Origin of the sequence: Paenibacillus sp. FSL R5-0766, assembly GCF_037971845.1 — a bacterium.
Classification (GTDB): Bacteria; Bacillota; Bacilli; order Paenibacillales; family Paenibacillaceae; genus Paenibacillus.
Genome location: NZ_CP150227.1, coordinates 4,088,214 through 4,106,791 on the forward strand (window position 1 = coordinate 4,088,214; position 18,578 = coordinate 4,106,791).

Below are 18,578 nucleotides of genomic sequence, written 5' to 3' on the forward strand. Positions count from 1 at the left end.
TTCCATGCGAACACCAGCTTCTATTTTAACACAGATTCGAACTCAGGTTTACGACGAAATAATATACCTGCCACGCCGAAAAGAAGGTACAGAATTCCGAGCAAGGTGAACATGCTTCCGGGTGAAATCCAGTTGATCATCTGACCACCCAGATTCGGTCCAATAATACTTCCAATCGTGAAATGAAAGGATGCCACAACGTTGGCTGCAGGCAGTAACACCTTAGGCAAAATGTCTGCGGCATAGGCCAGGCCCAATGAGAAAAAGGAGCCGACCAGGCCACCTGCGATGGTTAACAATACAAGCGTCCACCAGAAATGCGTACCTGCGACTGGAACCAGCATGAAGATGATTCCCCCGCTGATGCCCGCAAACATCAATATCTTTTTACGCCCGTATCGGTCACTCAATATCCCAAGAGGCAATTGAAGGAACAAACCTCCAATCCCGATAAATGGAAGCAAGGATGAAATCTGATCGGTATCGAATCCAATACGCAGGCCATACACGGGGAAGTTGCTATTCATACCGGCCTCCATATATCCGTATAAAAGTGCTGGTAACAATGCATACCAGGCCCATGCCAGACTGCGACGGAAGCGCCGTTCAGGGAGCTGGCCATGCTCTGCTTTTTCCGGCTTCGTATTCGGAAGCTTCATTAATACCAGTATAAGTACTGCTGCCATACATACGAACAATACCCAGAAAGGGACAGCATCACCGAAGCCAAGCAGCTTAATTCCCAGCGGACCAATACTGAATCCCAGCCCGTAGGACATGCCATATAGTGATATGTAGCGCCCACGTTTCTCAGGTGCCGTAACAAGCAGTACCCAGAGCTGAGCCGCGTAATGCAGTGCGCTGTCTCCTATTCCAACGATCAGGCGCAATATGAACCATATTTTAATATCTGGTAAATACGGAAATAGTACTAAAGGGACCATGACCAATATCAGGCCACCCACAATCAGTTTTTTGAACCCGAGTGCCCCTAATAGTCGTTCCGCAACTAGAGTCATGGCAAAGGAGCCAATGTACAACGCGGCGGCGTTTAATCCGTTCAAACCTGGTGAAACCCCTTTTTGCTCCAAAAAAATCGAAAGCACAGGCAGCAAAAGCCCCTGACTAATTCCAGCTACCACAATAACCGTAATCAAAATGAGATAGTTGGCTGTCGAGTGTGATAGTTTGGGACGAGTAATCGATGACACGAATTCATTCCTCCTGCGAGCACACAAAGAAAAATCGCCATCGCTGACGACTTTTGTATGATATACATATGGTTTTAAACTGCTATTCTTGAATCAGGGCTTTGCGCCGGACTTGAACATTATAGTGGACAACGCCCTGCAAAACAAGCCATAATAGTACTTAAGTCGCTGCGTACACTTAGATGTGACGGGAGGATTCTGCAACAATATGGCTTATCATGTGAAAATTGATGTTTCACCGATATATGAAATGCTCAACAGCTTTCTGGTTTATGTTACGAAAAAATGGATTCAGCATCTGGATATAGGTCCTGAATGGATTCTGGAAGTGGAAGGCAAACTAAGTTCCAATGTACGAGCTGCGCTCGCACCTGCTGCCACTTGGCCTTTTGATGATTTTGATGTCCTGTTTGCATGGGCTGCGTATCAAAATGATACGAAGGAAAATCGTGAATTTCTGGACATGCTTGCCGGAATGACAGCGGAAGACCTGTATGCACGTGTGTCTCCTCTTCTGCCCGCTCTTACAATAGAAGAATCTACGCGCATTCGGAACAGTTATGTCCCATTATTGCGACTATGGGATGAACACTACTGTCAGAATATGAGCGAAGATCAGCGTGTGTGGCTGGAAGAAGATGCCGAAGAAAAACGCATTTTGCTTGATAAAATGGGCCCTGAACTGCTTATTGAATATGCTACAGCGGGCGTTATTGTTGAACCGATGCCGGGACTGAACGAAGTCATCCTGTTTCCAACGGTCCACAATCGTCCTATTAATATGTACTGTTTCTATGAGGGTATGATGATCATGCAGTATCCCGTAGATGCACCTGAAGAGAACGAAGACCAGCCACCAACATGTCTTTTACGTTTCACCCATGCGCTGGCTGATCCCGAAAGACTTCGCCTGCTTCGTTACGTATCGGATGAACCCAAATCCCTCGCTGAGATGTGTGAAGAATTGGATAAAGACGAAGACACGGTCAAAGACCAGGTTATGGCGCTACGCATCGCAGGTCTGCTACGGACCCATCTGCTCGGAAGTAACCGTAAAGAGAAATATAGTATTCGACCGGATGGCGTATCTGAACTGAATATGTTCCTGGAATCCTACATTCGCATTTAATTTAGTTGAACCATTGTGGATTTACTGGCTACAAGGAGTGAGTTAGATCATGAAAATAATGAAACAACATATTTTGTTTGACCTTGATGATACACTCGTATATTGCAACAAGTACTTCAACCTGGTTTTGGGAGAATTCTTTGAAAATATGCAAGAGTGGTTTGATGGACATTCTCTGACGACACAAGAGATTCGGGAAAAACAGCTGGAGATTGATGTAACCGGAGTGAACAAGCTTGGCTTTGCGAGTCATCATTTCCCGCAATCCCTGATTGATACCTATCGTTATTTCTCCGGCAAGTTCGCCAGATTAACCTCTCCCAGAGAAGAGTCTTATCTGAGCAAGTTGGGTATGAGTGTGTACGATCAGGAGGTTGAACCCTACCCTCATATGGTTGAAACGCTTGAGAACCTCAAAGGTGCTGGACATTCCCTCTACTTATATACGGGCGGCGAAACCGTGATCCAACAGCGGAAGATTGATCAGATGAAACTCTCGGCTTATTTTGATGATCGGATCTATATCCGACAACACAAAAACGTCGAGGCGTTGGAAGGCATTCTGTCTAATGGTCCGTTTGATCGTCGGGCAACTTGGATGATTGGCAACTCACTACGCACAGATATTATGCCTGCGGTAAAAGCCGGAATTCACAGCATTTATATCAAACAACCGAATGAATGGCAATACAACATCGTAGAACTTCAGCCTAATCCGGAAACGTCGATGTATACCATCACTGCACTGGAAGAGGTACCAAAAGTCATACACGAAAATATACAACAGCAGCAACAGAAAAGGACCCTTGGTTAAGGGTCCTTTTACTTTATGATGACTAACATCAAGCATCCTGCTTCTCGCCAGATAATTTGCCTGTTACTACGTCCTGCAAAATAATACGTGCTTTCACCGTACTCCCGTCTTTTCGTTTAAACGACAGTACTTGTGTACTGCCCTTCTCTATCAGCGATTTTAACATCGTACTGGTGATTTTTTTACCCGCATACTCTTTCCAGACCACAAATGGACAGCCTTCCTTGAAACGTGAGCATCCATAACCCTTCTTGCCCTCTATAATCTGACCCGTGCAGCCGGGAGAAGGACAAGGTGCCAGTAACTCTCTCACTCCGGTTGGGCTCGCTGTTGAAGATGATGCCTTGGTGGTCGTGCTTTTCCCACTGCCCGCTCTGGACGAAGATGCCGTAGTCTGACGGGACGTTTTTACAGCGGAACCACCACTAGCCGTCTTGGCAGATGTCCTTGTATTGCCGGCCTGGGTCCTGGCTCCTTTACCTTTGCCCCTGCCTGCCCGTGAATCTTCCCCAAAAGCATCTGCTGGGGCTGGGGCTTGTACACGTACTTTCTCAATGATGGACAAGGTGAATTTCTTGACGTTCTCCATGAACTTGTCCTGACCCGCCTCACCTTTGGAAATCTGATATAATCTTCTTTCCCATTGCCCGGTCATCTCAGGTGAAGTTAACAGATCTACGCCTGCACGGCGAATCAACTCAATAGCTGTTCTGCCTTTGAGCGTTAACTGCATTTTCTTTCCTTGCAGCGTAATGTAACCCACGTTTTTGAGGCGTTCAATTGTAGCCGCACGTGTAGCCGGAGTACCCAGACCACTATCTTTCATCGCATCTCGCAGCTCTTCATTCTCGATCTGCTTGCCTGCACTCTCCATCGCTTTCAGCAATGTTCCCTCGGTATAACTTTTGGGAGGCTGGGTCGCCTTCTCCTTGAACTCACTCTTCGTACATTGAACAGGCAATTCAGGTTGTACAGCAAAAGCCTTGTCCGTCCACTCTTCAGCTTCCTCATCCTCATTGCCGTTTTTCTTGGTCTTCTTCTTGCCTGCACCACCCTGTTCCTGATCTCCAGAACCGAGAACCACTTTCCATCCGAGGGACAGCAGCTCTTTGACAGATGTCTTAAACTGATGTTTCTCCACTTCGGTGAGCACGGTATGTTGCTTATACTCCGCCGGAGGATAAAAGTGAGACAAGAACCGTCTTACAATCAAATCATAGATGTTCTGCTCATCCTTGGATAAGGTACCTGGTCGCTTCAAAGTAGGTAGGATCGCATGGTGATCTTCAACTCTGCTCGGATTACATACCCCTTTATTATTCTTGTGAACAAGCTCTGGCTTGGCCCCTTGTGCAAGCTCACTATAGGTACCATTTTTAAGCAGGTTTAGTGTTTTGTGCATACCTTCAATATTCTGTTCTGTAACATAGTTGGAGTTTGTCCGCGGATACGAAATTACCTTGTGTTTTTCATACAAGGCCTGTGCAATATCCAGTGTTTTTTTGGCTCCATATCCAAACTTGGCATTGGCTTCACGCTGTAAAAGGGTCAGGTCATACAAACGATACGGATACTCCTTCGTCTGCTTTGCTTCGTATTTGGTAATCTGCCCTGTCTTGCCCTTCACAGTGGCTGCAATGGCCTCTGCTGCCTCCGCATCGGTCAACTTATCTCCCTGACGCAGTCCCCGGTACTCAACACCTTCTTGCCGAAACCAGGCGGCTACTTCATAAAAGGTCTGTGACTGGAACGCTTCAATCTCTATTTCCCGATCGTAGATTAGCGCGAGTACCGGCGTCTGCACACGGCCTACAGACAACAATGCATTATGGCGGGTTGTAAACGCCCGCGAGGCATTCATGCCGATCAGCCAATCGGCTTCACTTCTGGCGCGAGCTGCATGGGTCAAATTTTCAAATTCAGAGGCATCCTTCAGACCATCAAATCCACGTCTAATGCTCTCTGCCGTCAAATCCGATATCCATAAACGCTTTACAGGCTGACGCAGCTTCAATTGCTGTTGTATGAGAGCGAAGATGTACTGACCTTCTCTCCCTGCATCGCAAGCATTAACGATCGCTGAAGCCCGTTTTGCCAGTTCTCCAATCATTTTGAGCTGATCTTTAGTCCTCGGATTGGGTACAATCTTGAACTGATCGGGTATGATTGGCAGGTCCGCTATATTCCAGCGTTTGTACTTTGTATCATAGGCATCCGGTTCAGCCAGTCCAAGCAAATGCCCTATCGCCCAAGTGATGATGTAATGCTCACCCTCCAGATATGTGCGATTATTCTTGGCCTTTGGTTCTATGACGGCGGCAATGGTTCGACCCATGTCGGGTTTTTCCGCTATAACCAGTGTCTTCATCCGTCCATCTCTCCTCCTTCACCGTCCGCATGACGGCAAAAAGGGGCATTCCGCCGACGGAAGCCCCTTGCTTCTGAAACTCATTATATCAGATTTTGGATTCGGGAGCACCTTCCCGAAGTGAATTATCCTGCTGCCTGTTCCTTTAATACATGTTTTTGTCTGCACTCTTTGCATACACCCTGGAAATCCAGACGATGATCCGTAACAGCAAAGCCATACTGACGCTCGATTTGTTGTTCCAAACGAAGCAGACCATCTTCCATAATCTCTTCCACTTTACCACATTCTGTACAGATCAAATGATGGTGGTGATGGGAACCGTCTGTACTTCGCAGGTCAAAGCGCGCAGCCCCGTCACCAAAGTTAATCTTTTCAACGACCTGAAGGTCACTCAGCAGTTCGAGAGTTCGGTATACGGTAGCCAATCCAATCTCAGGGAACTGCTCCTTAACCAGGAGAAATACTTCCTCTGCGCTAAAATGATCCTTTTCATGTTCAAGCAATACACGTACAGTAACTTCCCGTTGTTGTGTTAACTTATATCCTTTTTCAACCAATTGATTTTTAATGTGAAAGATCTGTTCTGAAATGGACTTGTCCCGGTTACTTGCCATAGCAGGTCGCACCTCCGGTTTATATTCATTGAATTTTACTTTTATCGTACGGATTCATGGTTTCAGTTAATCCTTATTTATAATCATTATAATATAATAATAAATCTTTATCACTTAAAAAGCAATGCTATTGCTCACACTTACGTGAAATATGTAGTCTTTTCTTTTCAATAGACAGCAAACAACCCTCGCTGATTCGCGAAGGTTGTCAATGATATCTTGTTCTATACTTTTACACCAGAACCGAAGCACCCATCAAGTATTTGTCCACTTCACGAGCAGCCTCACGGCCTTCATTAATCGCCCATACAACCAAGCTTTGACCACGACGCATGTCACCTGCTGCAAATACTTTATCCACATTGGTGTTGTATTTGCCGTAACGTGCCTTAACGTTTGTGCGACGATCTGTTGCAAGTCCCAGTTGCTCTACCAACGTTTGTTCCGGTCCATCAAAACCAATGGCAATCATGGCCATCTGAGCCGGGAATACACGCTCTGTACCTGGAATCGGCTGATAAATCTTGCGACCAGTCTCATCCACAATACGCTCGATCTGTACTGTATGCAATTCTTTGAGGTTCCCCTCATCGTCTCCGACAAATTTCGTTGTCATGATGGAGAACTCACGCGGATCTTGACCAAACAACGCTTTGGCTTCCTCTTGCGCATAATCAAGTGTGTATACGTTCGGGAATTGTGGCCAAGGATTATTAATGCGATCACGCTCCATAGGCGCTTGTGTATGCGTACCGAATTGAGTGATCGTACGACAACCATGGCGCAGCGATGTAGCCACACAGTCAGATCCTGTATCACCGCCACCAATGACGATAATATCTTTATCTTTAGCGGACAGATATTGACCATCTTCCAGATTGGAGTCCAGATAACTCTTAATGCTGCCATTCAGGAAATCCATTGCGTAATGAACGCCTTTCAAGTCGCTGCCTTCAATATTGAATTCACGCGGCTTCGTTGCACCACCGCACAATACAACAGCGTCATATTCATCCACCAGTTGTTGTGCTGCAATATCTTTACCAATCTCGGTGTTCGTAATGAATTGAATGCCTTCTGCTTCGAGCAGATCAACACGACGTTGAACTACGTTTTTATCCAATTTCATCGTTGGGATACCGTACATCAGCAATCCGCCGACACGGTCCGAACGCTCATATACGGTTACCGAGTGTCCTGCTTTATTCAACTGAGCCGCAGTAGCTAATCCCGCTGGACCTGAGCCTACCACAGCTACACGTTTACCCGTACGTTTTTCAGGAGGTTGGGGAACGACCCATCCTTCTTCGAAACCTTTTTCAATAATTGCTTCTTCAATCGTTTTGATGGTTACAGGCTGACCAATTAAGCCAACTGTACATGATCCTTCGCAAGGAGCTGGACAGATGCGACCTGTAAACTCTGGGAAATTATTCGTTTTGTGAAGGCGCTCAAGTGCTTCTCTCCACAGTCCGCGATATACAAGATTATTCCATTCTGGAATCAGGTTATGCACGGGGCAACCTGACGTGCCGCCAATCATATCTATACCTGTATGGCAATACGGGGTACCACAATCCATGCATCGTGCACCTTGTGTTCTGAGCTCTTCTTCAGCCATGTGTTTATGAAACTCTTCCCAATCCTTAATCCGCTCCGCTGGCTCACGATCTGTTGGCAGTTGACGTTTGTATTCCATAAATCCAGTAGGTGTAGACATCTTACGTTTTCCCCCATCCGTTCTTGTCTTAATCCCTTCATGTGCATGGTTCTATATGAAATGGATTACTCATTACTTGAGTTTTTGTCTATTGTATCACAAAATCTTCTCGAAGATATTTCAATTATAGTAGCATTTACTGTGCTGAATATTAAATGGATTATCCGCATAATTATTTGTATTTTATACATCATATCTTTCAAGTCTACCCATGGTCAATACCCTTATTTTGGTGTTTAATGTGGTTTTGAACTGCAAAATCTGTTGTGTGTTAAAGAAATAAAAGGTCGAAACGTTAAGTGAATGTCAGATAATTTGTCATCAAATCCAACATATTTTACTATAAATCGTTCTCAATTCCGAAGATCAGACTGGTTTTAGGGCTTCACAACGTTAAAACCTCAAAACTTTTACACTTTTTTACTGTTTAATGCTTGGTCGTATGTATAATATATATAAATACCAATTAATCATGTTATATTAATGTTATATGTATTCCAATTTAAACAAGTGACTCATTTTTTTATAAAAGAAAAGACGCTGTTCACGAATATTTCGCAATCAGCGCCTCTCATCATAAAAATACGACCGAAGTCAGGAATTTCTTATGCCAAATTTACCGTTTACGTTCGTAGAATTCGAATGTATACGCATAAACATTTTTTTCATCCTGTTCGCCTTCAATCTGTTCAATCAGTTCCCATTCGGACCAATCCACTTCAGGGAAAAACGTATCTCCCTCAAAATTCTCATGAATTTTGGTCACCACAAGACGATCTGCAAGTGGCAGGAACTCACGATACACTTGGGAACCCCCAATTACACACAGTTCCTCACCTTTGGTTACACTCAGCCCTTCTTCAATCGTATGTACGATTTCAGCCTGTTCCACCTTGTAGTTCAGATCTCTTGTCACTACGATATTACGGCGCTGAGGAAGCGGCTTACCACCAAAAGATTCCCATGTGTTGCGTCCCATGATAATTGTTTTGTTCAGCGTACGTTGTTTGAAAAAGGCCATATCCTTGGGTAAACGCCATGGAATCGAATTATTCAATCCGATCACACCGTTCTCCCCCATTGCCCATACCAGTTCAATACTCAAGGGTAATACACTCCTTCAATCCAAGTCTCTTATCGAGATTGAACACATAATTAGACTGCAATTGGAGCTTTAATGCCCGGATGATGCTGATAGTTCTCAAACTCGAAATCTTCAAACGTATAATCAAAAATAGAATCCGGCTTACGCTTGATTACCAGCTTAGGTAAAGCATACGGTTCACGCTCCAGCTGAGTTTTAACCTGATCTACGTGGTTGGAGTAGATGTGAACATCCCCTCCAGACCAGATGAAATCACCCACCTCAAGATCACATTGCTGAGCGATCATATGAGTCAAGAGCGCATAACTCGCGATGTTAAACGGCAATCCGAGGAACGTATCCACGGAACGCATCGTAAGCATACATGATAATTTACCCTCTGCAACGTAAAACTGAAACGCAAAATGACAAGGTGGGAGCTTCATATTGTTGATTTCAGCCACATTCCATGCGCTGACAAGGTGACGACGTGAATCCGGATTATTTTTGATCGAATCAATGACTGCAGAGATCTGATCAATTTTTTCTCCGTTTGGTGCTTCCCATGTACGCCACTGCGAGCCGTATACCGGACCGAGATCACCATTTTCGTCCGCCCAGTCGTCCCAGATCTTCACACCGTTTTCTTTCAGATAAGATATATTGGTATCGCCACTCAAAAACCATAACAGTTCATGAATAACCGATTTGAGATGAATTCGTTTGGTTGTTACCAGCGGAAATCCTTCGGAGAGATCATAACGGAGTTGTCTGCCAAATACAGATTGTGTCCCCGTTCCTGTACGGTCTCCTTTATGCACGCCGTTGTTCAGAATATCCTGCAATAAATCGAGATAGTTTTTCATGTTGTTATCCCCTCACTAAAGAATATTTACACTCACCACTCCGATGACAGAACAACCTTCCGATCGCTGTTATCCCCAGATTTTTTTAATCTCCTTTTTCAAATGTAAAATTCGGGGATAAAGGCGAAGCGTATGCTTCCGATGCAGCTTTCCTTCAGAAAGCTTTTAGCTCCGCTTCTTCAGGTTTTTTCTGTCCTCTACGTTCTCGTGTAAAAGGTTAGTTTAACTAAATATATAGACCGTGATTGGCTTGGAGCCACATCATGACTGATCATTACTACAGTGTACCACAATTGAGTTGTTGATAAAATCAATTCACTGAAACTTATGAGCGTGTAACTTTTCATCATATCACATACAAGGGCATCTTAAATTTCTCGGCTCTTGCTCAGAAAAAAAGAGACGAATAACGCGTTAACGTCATTCGTCTCTTCTGATATACGTATAATGCCGGACGGATCCGAAGCTTAGATGATCTTAACGGGAGATGATGTGGATCGGGTGACCCATAACCAATTCCGCAGCTTCCATCACGATTTCGCCCAAAGTTGGGTGAGCGTGAATTGTGAGAGCCAGATCTTCCAAAGTAGCGCCCATCTCAATTGCCAAACCAAGCTCAGCAATCAGGTTGGAAGCTTCCAGACCTACGATTTGGCAACCCAATACAAGGCCGCTTTCTTCGTCAGCTACGATTTTCACGAAGCCTTCAGCGTGGTTCAAAGATACAGCACGGCCGTTACCCGCATAAGGGAACTTGCCTGCTTTTACTTTGTAACCTTTTTCTTTAGCTTCTTTTTCAGTGTAACCTACGCTGGAACATTCTGGATCTGTGAACACAACAGCTGGCATACATTTGTAGTCAACTACAGATGGTTGTCCTGCGATTGCTTCAGCAGCCACTTTGCCTTCATAAGAAGCTTTGTGTGCCAGAGCCAAGCCAGATACGATGTCACCGATAGCAAAGATGTGAGGAATGCTGGTACGACCTTGGTGGTCAACTTTGACAAATCCACGCTCGTCAACGTCAACACCAATCATGTCGAGACCCAGTTCTCCATCTGTGTTTGGACGACGTCCAACAGTTACCAGCAGGTAATCTGCAGTTACTTCTTTGGACTCACCATTTACAGAGTACTTAACAGTTACATCTTTATCCGTTTGCTCAGCACTTTCAGCTTTTGCACCCGTTACGATTTCGATGCCTGTTTTCTTCATGTTTTTAGCCACCAGGCTAGTCATGTCTTTATCGAAACCTGGCAGTACTGTATCCAAACCTTCGATGATTGTTACTTTTGCACCGAATTTGGAGTACATTTGACCAAGCTCAGCACCGATATATCCGCCACCGATAACGATCATGCTTTTTGGTACTTCAGGCAAGTTCAGAGCTTCTGTCGAAGACAGAATGCGTCCGCCAAACGGGAAAGGTTTCAGTTCGATTGGACGGGAACCTGTTGCAATAATTGCATTTTTAAATTTGTAACGTGGAGACTCGTGGTCATTGAATACACGAGCTTCGTTTTCGTTGATGAACATGCACTCACCGTTGAAAACTTCAACTTTGTTGCCTTTGAGCAAACCAGCTACGCCGCCAGTCATTTTCTTAACAACGCCGTTTTTGAACTCTTGAGTTTTGCTGAAGTCCACTTTTACGTTCTCAGCAGAGATACCAAAAGCTTCACCGTGAAGTGCAGACTCATATTGGTGTGCAGCAGAGATCAGGGCTTTGGATGGAATACATCCACGGTTCAAACAAACACCGCCCAGTTCGGATTTGTCTACGATCAATACGCTTTGGCCCAGTTGAGCAGCGCGGATGGCAGCTACATAGCCGCCAGGACCCGCACCAATTACTAATGTGTCGATATTGAGAGAAGCGTCGCCTACTACCATATCTTACACCTCCATAACAAGCAGCTCAGGGTTAGCGAGCAGCTGTTTAATGTAATTCATAAAGTTTTGTGCTGTTGCGCCATCGATGATACGGTGGTCAAAGCTCAGGGAAAGAGCCATTACAGGTGCTGCAACTACTTCGCCGTTTTTGATCACTGCTTTTTCGCTGATACGTCCTGTTCCGAGAATAGCAACTTCAGGGAAGTTGATGATTGGTGTGAAGAACATACCGCCAGCAGAACCGATGTTACTGATGGAGATCGTGCTTCCTCTCATTTCATTCGCGCTCAATTTGCCCTCACGACCACGAGCAGCCAGATCACGGATAGAATCAGCAATCATCCAGATGGATTTACGATCAGCATCTTTGATAACAGGAACGATCAAACCGTTGTCTGTATCTGTAGCGATACCGATGTTGTAGTATTTTTTGTAAACAATTTCGTTAGCTTCTTCATCAATCATAGCGTTCAGAGCCGGGAATTGGCGAGAAGCCGCAACCAGTGCTTTAACGATGAATGGCAGATAAGTAACTTTTGTTCCTTTTTTCTCTGCAATTGGTTTCATGCGAGTACGGAAAGCAACCAATTCAGTTACGTCCACTTCGTCCATGATTGTAACGTGAGGTGCTGTGTAAGCCGATTTAACCATCGCATTAGAGATCGCTTTACGGATACCTTTGAATGGTACGCGCTCTTCTTCAACGTGTTGATCAGCTGCAGCCGCTGCTGGTGCTGCGGATTTTTTCTCTTCTTGAGCCGGAGCTTCGGAAGATGCCGCTGCGGAAGAACCGCCACCGTTTTTGAAGGATTCAACATCTTCTTTGGTTACTTTACCGTTGTTGCCAGTGCCGTTAACCTGAGCGATGTCTACACCTTGTTCGCGAGCAAATTTACGCACGCTTGGTGTTGCCAGAACGTCTTTGGCAGGTACTGCCGGAACGCTGTTGTTGCCGCCTTCTTTAGCTGCATCCGAACTGGAAGCTGCTGCAGAAGAACCGCTTGTGTCAGCTCCGCCTTGAGCTGCATCTTTCTCTTGCTCGCCTTGATCGCCAGCAGGAGCGTCGTCTTGCTCAGGAAGTTCGCCTTCTGCATCGATGATCGCTACAACTTCACCAACGTGGCAGACTTGACCGTCTTTAGCGAATACTTCTGTAACTGTTCCGTTAACCGGACAAGGTACTTCTACAACCGCTTTGTCGTTCTGTACTTCCATGATGATGTCGTCGTCAGTTACTTTGTCACCGACTTTGATGTGCATCTTGATGATTTCGCCTTCGTGCAGGCCTTCGCCCAATTCAGGGAATTTATATTCAAATTTAGCCAACTGAAAAACCTCCTTGATTATGTGCTCAATCCTGAAAACAACCCTTAACTCCAAGAAACAACTGTTACTGCTAATGCAAATAACTGTTACTCAAGGGGCTAATGGCTGTTTACAGTGCAGCTTGCGCTGCGGTGTGAATCACCATACTGCGCCTTGCGGCATGTCAGATGATTAAATTAGAAATTTACGACTTTGTTAACCGCAGCAACGATACGCGCCGGGTTAGGCAGCCATGTATCTTCGATTTGTGCAAATGGATATACAGTGTCCGGGCCAGCTACACGCAGAACCGGTGCTTCCAAGTGCAGGATTGCTTTTTCATTGATTTGGGCAATGACTTCAGCTGCAACACCTGCGCTCTTTTGAGCTTCCTGTACAACAATTGCACGGTTTGTTTTCTTAACGGAAGCAACGATAGTATCGATGTCGATCGGGCTAACCGTACGAAGGTCGATAACTTCAACTTTGATTCCTTGTTTTTCGAGTTCATCTGCTGCTTTCACAGAAGTGTGAACCATCATACCGTAAGTAATGATTGTTACATCAGAACCTTCACGAACAACGTTCGCTTTACCCAACTCAACAACGTAATCTTCTTCAGGCACTTCAGCACGGAAAGCATGGTACAAGTTCAAGTGCTCCATGAAGAATACAGGATCGTTATCGCGAATAGAAGCGATCATCAGTCCTTTTGCATCGTAAGGGTTGGAAGGAACAACTACTTTGATACCTGGTGTTTGCGTGAGCAAACCTTCCAGGGAATCTGTATGCAATTCTGCCGCTTTTACACCGCCACCGAATGGTGTACGGAATACGATTGGAGAATTGTATTTTCCACCGGAGCGGAAACGCATACGAGCAGCTTGCACTACCATTTGGTCAAGAGCTTCGAAGATAAAACCAACGAATTGGATCTCAGCAACCGGACGGAAGCCTTGTACACCCAGACCTACAGCCAGACCACCAATAGCGGACTCAGCCAGTGGAGTATCAAATACACGCTCTTCGCCAAACTCTTTTTGCAGACCTTCCGTTACACGGAAAACGCCGCCTACATTACCTACGTCTTCACCGAAAAGCAGAACGTTAGGATCACGTTTCAACTCCACGCGAAGCGCATCACGGATTGCTTCTTTCATGTTCATTTGTGCCATTTGCTTCATTTCCTCCTTAAACATTGACAGTTCACATTTGAATTCGTACATGTATACCGGGACATTAAAGTCGCGGATGTTTATGCTTTATCGGAAAAAACTTATTGGAAATCAGCTTTTTGCTCTTCCAAGTGCTTAGGCGTTTGTTCGAACATGCTGTCGATCAAGCCTGAAATCGTCATTTTCTCGGTTTTTTCCGCTTTTTTGATCTCTTCATTTACTTTAGCTTTTGCTTCTTCTTTCACACGTGCTGTATCTTCTTCAGTCCAAAGACCTTTTTTCTCCAGATATTTAGCGAAACGTGCGATAGGATCTTTAGCAGACCATTCTGCCTCTTCTTCTTTTGTACGATACTTGGAAGCATCATCCGAAAGGGAGTGAGGACGGAAACGGTAAGTTACTGCTTCGATCAATGTTGCGCCTTCTCCGTTACGTCCACGCTCAGCAGCTTCCTGAACAGCTTTGATAACAGCGAAGATGTCCATACCGTCAACTTTAACACCTTTGATACCTGCTGCTACCGCTTTGTGAGCGATGGACAGAGCTGCTGTTTGTTTAGCAAAAGGAGTTGTGATGGCATAACCATTGTTTTGTACGAAGAAGATAACAGGCAGTTTGTATACACCAGCGTAGTTCAGACCTTCATAGAAGTCACCTTCAGAAGAACCGCCATCACCTGTGTATGTGATAACAACTTGTTTTTGTTTCTTCAATTTGTAACCCATAGCGATACCCATTGCATGCAGAATTTGTGCACCAATGATGATTTGTGGCATCAATACATTAACGCCATCTGGAATTTGTCCACCATGTTGGTGTCCACGGGAGTACAAGAACGCTTGATAAAGAGGAAGTCCATGCCATACGAGTTGCGGAATGTCACGATAGCCAGGACATACAAAGTCTTCTTTTTCAATTGCAAATTCACTACCAACCATTGTCGCTTCTTGACCAGATACTGGAGCATAGAAACCAAGACGACCTTGACGGCCCAAGTTTACTGCACGGTCATCCCAAGTACGGGTAAATACCATGCGGTACATAATTTCTTTTAATTGATCATCGGAAAGTGTAGGCATCATGTCTTTGTTAACAATTTCGCCGTCAGGAGACAGCACGGACAGAGCTTCTACATCCTCTGTATACACTTCATAAGGAACCTTGCTCATTTTTTTCTTCACCTCAACAAAAAATTTGAATATCAAGTTCCGCTGTTATAATATTATTATACACCTGTTTCACTCCATACGTCAAAGAAATCCGTAATTTTTTTATGTTTCCTGCCGGATTGTATGTATAACAGGGGCTTAATATTGGTATAACAGCATAATACATGATTGCGTGTTTGACCTAACCCCGCACAAGGGTAATCTTACCGTATTGCGCGGTCGAATGCAAAAAATTAACCGAGAAAGGTGACGTTTTATGACGGATTCCCGCTATTTGAAACGCACGATTGTGAAGGAAGAGATTGAAAGTCGCTATCTCAGAGAGAAGCGAACGCTCCGTATTTACCTTCCCCCAGGCTATAACGAATTGCTTAGCTACCCTGTCGTTTATTGTCAGGATGGCGAAGAATTTTTTAATTTCGGACGAATTGCTACAACAGCTAACCAAATTATTCTGGACGAAGGAGCCGAACCTTTCATTATTGTAGGGGTTCAGGTCGATGTGTCTGTGAGAACGCAGGAATATGCTCCATTTGGAGATCGGTTCAAGGCATATACTGCTTGCTTCGCTGAAGAGATTATTCCCTATATAGAAGAGAAATATCCTGTACGCCGTTCTCCGCAGGAACGCATTCTTGCCGGAGATTCGCTCGGTGGCAGTGTTTCGCTTCATCTTGCTCTGTTATATCCGGATCTGTTCACACGTGTGATCAGCATGTCTGGCGCCTTCTACTCTGCTTCACAGGAAATCTATGCCGCAGCTGAAGATCTGTCCTGGCTCTCGATCTGGATGATCGTTGGTTTGCAGGAGACTGATTTCGAGGCAGACACGGGTACGTATAATTTTGTTCAATTAAACCGGGATACTCGAGAATTGCTCGAAAAACGTGGTGCTCTCGTCTCCTACCAGGAGAAAGATGGAAAACACCAATGGGGTTTTTGGCAGAAGGAATTGCCCGAAGCATTACTTTATTTTCTTCAGGAAAGATAAAAGGACCACATTAACAGGCGGCTGAAATGCCGCTATTGTTTTTAATTTTATTGATACCGCTTACAATTGTAACCTGAAAAAGAAGCAGGATATCCTGCTTGCTTTAAGTGCTCTAATCCTGCTTCTTTGTCGAATTACAAATTAAGCATGAATTTCGTTTACTTTTTAGGCTAAGGAATGTTCCGCTTCAATCTTACTCAACAGAACATCGCAGCCTGCGTTAACCAGCTCGTACACCTCTTCAAAATTGCCTGTGTAATATGGGTCAGGTACTTCTCTGAGTTTTTCCTCGGGAAGCATGTCCATGAACTTGATGATGTCCGCCTCAGCTCCGCCTGGAACGTTGCGCACATTATCTGCATTGGAATTATCCATACTCACAATGTAATCAAATTGAGTAAAGTCTTCGCTGGCGAACTGTCTTGCTGCCATGTTGGCATAAGAAATCTGGTACGAATCCAGCAATTTTCGAGTCCCTTCATGCGGAGGCTTACCAACATGCCAGTCCCCTGTACCCGCAGAGTCCACACGAATCTGGTGTTCAAGCCCCTTCTCCACGACTTTGTGACGCAGAACGGCTTCAGCCATTGGTGATCTACATATATTGCCCAGACATACAAACAAAACATTAATCATATTAATCCCCCTTGCTTAGCGTACCTTGAAGTACCGACGATGTTGGCTGTGTCACAATGCTCTCCGGCTGAGGACTGACGTTCCCGGTCTCAGACGGCACCAACGAACGACGTGGCAGTTTCCATTTATAATGTACAGAACACATCCGGAAAAACACGACGGCCGCGAAACAAAGCAATAATCCGGCATTTGTTGTCAACCAACCCATACCTATAACAAAACCGGCTGTCATTGCCCATACAGCATAGATTTCGTCACGCAATACAAGCGGTTTACGTCCTGCAAGCACATCACGAATAACGCCTCCACCAATACCGGTCATTACTGCTGCAACGATAACTGCGCTAATAGGATGTCCCATGTTCGCCGCGTAGAGAGCCCCTTGAATTGCAAATGCTGCGAGTCCGATTGCATCAAACAGCGCCTCTGTTCTCTTCCAGTGACTAATCCACTTGAGAGGTAATATAAACGCAATCGCTACTGATACTAGGGCTAACATAATAAGTGATCCCTGACTCCACAGTGTCGTTACAGGTATACCTATAAGTACATTCCGGATAATCCCGCCTCCGAATGCCGTGACAAGTCCAAGCACTAGTACACCCAGAATGTCATACTCCTCTTCCATTGCCACGAAGGCACCGGACATTGCAAATGCGATAGTGCCTATAATGCTGAATACTTCAAAAATGTGTAAGTCCAACCTGTTCAAACCTCACTTTTCAAGTCATCTCCATGTCGCTCTACCCATTGTATCCGCGAGCACTGAAATTGTGCAACCACATTTTGTGGATTATACTGGTTTGGTGAATATATTTGTACAGGTTCCAACATTATATTTGAACAATGACCTATTTTGCTCTGAATTAGGAAGGATGAAATAAAATGACGGTGAAACGAGTTGTTATTTTTACAGGCGGAAACTTATCTGTAGAATTACTTCAGGAAATACGAGAAGATGATATGATCATCGCGGCCGATCGTGGTGCATTATTTTTAATTGAACACGGTATTCAGCCTCACATTGCAGTTGGAGACTTCGACTCCATTACTGAAGAGGAACGTATTATTGTAAGCAACAATAGCATTCGGTTCATTACATGTGACCCTGTTCATAAGGATCTTACTGATACAGAAATGGCTTTTGAGACAGCGCTAGATTACGAACCATCTCATATCTTAATGTTAGGTGCTACAGGTACACGTATGGATCACACACTCGCCAATGTACATATTATGGTTCGCGCGATGCAGCATCATATCTCCTGTGCCATTCAGGACAAGCACAATTACATGACACTGACCACATCCAAAGCTGTGGTTGAGCATCGTGACTATAAATATGTTTCTCTGCTCCCCTTGACTCATGAAGTTACAGGAATAACTCTAGATGGTTTTATGTATCCGCTAGATCAAGCCACCATTCGCATGGGACAATCCTTGGGTGTAAGCAACAAGCTCTTAGGCTCCTCCGGTACAGTCACGATTGATAGTGGCTTATTACTGATTATTCAGAGCAAAGATTGAATCTATTCGCATGCTTCATAGTTATTTATTACGTTTTTGTAACCAGTGATTCAATGAATAAAATAGGTTCACA

General features: G+C 44.7%; 16 protein-coding genes. 4 read left to right on the forward strand and 12 right to left on the reverse strand.

Annotated elements, in window-relative coordinates; translation table 11 throughout:
* Window positions 1-20: 20 nt before the first annotated feature.
* Entirely contained in the window at window positions 21-1,211 is a 1,191-nt protein-coding gene (locus tag MKY66_RS17525) for an MFS transporter (protein ID WP_076210122.1), read from the reverse strand.
* A 208-nt stretch (window positions 1,212-1,419) separates the two neighbouring features.
* Between MKY66_RS17525 and MKY66_RS17530 the strand changes: the two genes are divergently transcribed.
* Together MKY66_RS17530 and MKY66_RS17535 are read left to right on the forward strand one after the other, a co-directional pair.
* Window positions 1,420-2,340 carry a helix-turn-helix domain-containing protein gene (locus tag MKY66_RS17530; RefSeq protein WP_076210121.1) on the forward strand — a complete coding sequence of 307 codons (921 nt, stop codon included), beginning with the start codon at window positions 1,420-1,422 and terminating at the stop codon, window positions 2,338-2,340.
* A 49-nt stretch (window positions 2,341-2,389) separates the two neighbouring features.
* Window positions 2,390-3,154, forward strand: coding sequence for an HAD family hydrolase (locus tag MKY66_RS17535; RefSeq protein ID WP_076210120.1), 765 nt, complete (start codon window positions 2,390-2,392; stop codon window positions 3,152-3,154).
* A 28-nt stretch (window positions 3,155-3,182) separates the two neighbouring features.
* On the opposite strand, the gene MKY66_RS17540 is transcribed toward MKY66_RS17535, so the two are convergent.
* From MKY66_RS17540 to pdhA, 9 genes are all read right to left on the reverse strand, one after another.
* Window positions 3,183-5,522, reverse strand: a complete 2,340-nt coding sequence (locus tag MKY66_RS17540) for a type IA DNA topoisomerase (protein ID WP_076210119.1) — start codon at window positions 5,520-5,522, stop codon at window positions 3,183-3,185.
* Between the two features lie 125 nt (window positions 5,523-5,647).
* Window positions 5,648-6,139 carry a Fur family transcriptional regulator gene (locus MKY66_RS17545; RefSeq protein ID WP_036613667.1) on the reverse strand — a complete coding sequence of 164 codons (492 nt, stop codon included), beginning with the start codon at window positions 6,137-6,139 and terminating at the stop codon, window positions 5,648-5,650.
* Window positions 6,140-6,371: 232 nt separating this feature from the next.
* A complete protein-coding gene (locus MKY66_RS17550) occupies window positions 6,372-7,859 on the reverse strand; it encodes a glutamate synthase subunit beta (RefSeq protein WP_076210118.1) in 1,488 nt (495 codons plus the stop codon).
* A gap of 616 nt (window positions 7,860-8,475) precedes the next feature.
* The gene (locus MKY66_RS17555; RefSeq protein ID WP_076210117.1) at window positions 8,476-8,964 is read right to left on the reverse strand and encodes a dihydrofolate reductase; all 489 of its coding nucleotides are present in this window, start codon (window positions 8,962-8,964) and stop codon (window positions 8,476-8,478) included.
* A 50-nt stretch (window positions 8,965-9,014) separates the two neighbouring features.
* A complete protein-coding gene (gene thyA / locus MKY66_RS17560) occupies window positions 9,015-9,809 on the reverse strand; it encodes a thymidylate synthase (protein WP_076210116.1) in 795 nt (264 codons plus the stop codon).
* A gap of 477 nt (window positions 9,810-10,286) precedes the next feature.
* Complete coding sequence (lpdA, locus tag MKY66_RS17565) at window positions 10,287-11,702, reverse strand: dihydrolipoyl dehydrogenase (RefSeq protein ID WP_036613658.1); 1,416 nt, start codon at window positions 11,700-11,702, stop codon at window positions 10,287-10,289.
* A gap of 3 nt (window positions 11,703-11,705) precedes the next feature.
* Window positions 11,706-13,028, reverse strand: a complete 1,323-nt coding sequence (locus tag MKY66_RS17570; protein WP_062834876.1) for a dihydrolipoamide acetyltransferase family protein — start codon at window positions 13,026-13,028, stop codon at window positions 11,706-11,708.
* 176 nt (window positions 13,029-13,204) lie between these two features.
* Window positions 13,205-14,182 (reverse strand): alpha-ketoacid dehydrogenase subunit beta, encoded by a 978-nt coding sequence (locus MKY66_RS17575; protein ID WP_076210115.1) that lies wholly within the window; start codon window positions 14,180-14,182, stop codon window positions 13,205-13,207.
* 101 nt (window positions 14,183-14,283) lie between these two features.
* Entirely contained in the window at window positions 14,284-15,351 is a 1,068-nt protein-coding gene (gene pdhA / locus MKY66_RS17580; RefSeq protein ID WP_017688072.1) for a pyruvate dehydrogenase (acetyl-transferring) E1 component subunit alpha, read from the reverse strand.
* Between the two features lie 256 nt (window positions 15,352-15,607).
* Between pdhA and MKY66_RS17585 the strand changes: the two genes are divergently transcribed.
* Window positions 15,608-16,342, forward strand: coding sequence for an alpha/beta hydrolase-fold protein (locus MKY66_RS17585; protein WP_076210114.1), 735 nt, complete (start codon window positions 15,608-15,610; stop codon window positions 16,340-16,342).
* A 165-nt stretch (window positions 16,343-16,507) separates the two neighbouring features.
* On the opposite strand, the gene MKY66_RS17590 is transcribed toward MKY66_RS17585, so the two are convergent.
* Both MKY66_RS17590 and MKY66_RS17595 read right to left on the reverse strand, forming a co-directional pair.
* Window positions 16,508-16,978: a low molecular weight protein-tyrosine-phosphatase gene (locus MKY66_RS17590; protein WP_076210113.1), complete on the reverse strand. Its 471-nt coding sequence runs from the start codon at window positions 16,976-16,978 to the stop codon at window positions 16,508-16,510.
* Window position 16,979: 1 nt separating this feature from the next.
* Window positions 16,980-17,681, reverse strand: a complete 702-nt coding sequence (locus MKY66_RS17595) for a trimeric intracellular cation channel family protein (RefSeq protein ID WP_076210112.1) — start codon at window positions 17,679-17,681, stop codon at window positions 16,980-16,982.
* A gap of 182 nt (window positions 17,682-17,863) precedes the next feature.
* Here MKY66_RS17595 and MKY66_RS17600 point away from each other — a divergent pair, with 182 nt between their 5' ends.
* The gene (locus MKY66_RS17600; RefSeq protein ID WP_076210111.1) at window positions 17,864-18,505 is read left to right on the forward strand and encodes a thiamine diphosphokinase; all 642 of its coding nucleotides are present in this window, start codon (window positions 17,864-17,866) and stop codon (window positions 18,503-18,505) included.
* Window positions 18,506-18,578: the final 73 nt, after the last annotated feature.

Excerpts from the sequence above, each read along its gene's own strand:
- MKY66_RS17530 (WP_076210121.1), top strand. The coding sequence starts at position 1,420 with ATGGCTTATCATGTGAAAATTGATGTTTCACCGATATATGAAATGCTC.
- MKY66_RS17535 (WP_076210120.1), top strand. The coding sequence starts at position 2,390 with ATGAAAATAATGAAACAACATATTTTGTTTGACCTTGATGATACACTC.
- MKY66_RS17540 (WP_076210119.1), bottom strand. The coding sequence starts at position 5,522 with ATGAAGACACTGGTTATAGCGGAAAAACCCGACATGGGTCGAACCATT.
- MKY66_RS17545 (WP_036613667.1), bottom strand. The coding sequence starts at position 6,139 with ATGGCAAGTAACCGGGACAAGTCCATTTCAGAACAGATCTTTCACATT.
- MKY66_RS17550 (WP_076210118.1), bottom strand. The coding sequence starts at position 7,859 with ATGTCTACACCTACTGGATTTATGGAATACAAACGTCAACTGCCAACA.
- thyA (WP_076210116.1), bottom strand. The coding sequence starts at position 9,809 with ATGAAAAACTATCTCGATTTATTGCAGGATATTCTGAACAACGGCGTG.
- lpdA (WP_036613658.1), bottom strand. The coding sequence starts at position 11,702 with ATGGTAGTAGGCGACGCTTCTCTCAATATCGACACATTAGTAATTGGT.
- MKY66_RS17575 (WP_076210115.1), bottom strand. The coding sequence starts at position 14,182 with ATGGCACAAATGAACATGAAAGAAGCAATCCGTGATGCGCTTCGCGTG.
- pdhA (WP_017688072.1), bottom strand. The coding sequence starts at position 15,351 with ATGAGCAAGGTTCCTTATGAAGTGTATACAGAGGATGTAGAAGCTCTG.
- MKY66_RS17585 (WP_076210114.1), top strand. The coding sequence starts at position 15,608 with ATGACGGATTCCCGCTATTTGAAACGCACGATTGTGAAGGAAGAGATT.
- MKY66_RS17590 (WP_076210113.1), bottom strand. The coding sequence starts at position 16,978 with ATGATTAATGTTTTGTTTGTATGTCTGGGCAATATATGTAGATCACCA.
- MKY66_RS17600 (WP_076210111.1), top strand. The coding sequence starts at position 17,864 with ATGACGGTGAAACGAGTTGTTATTTTTACAGGCGGAAACTTATCTGTA.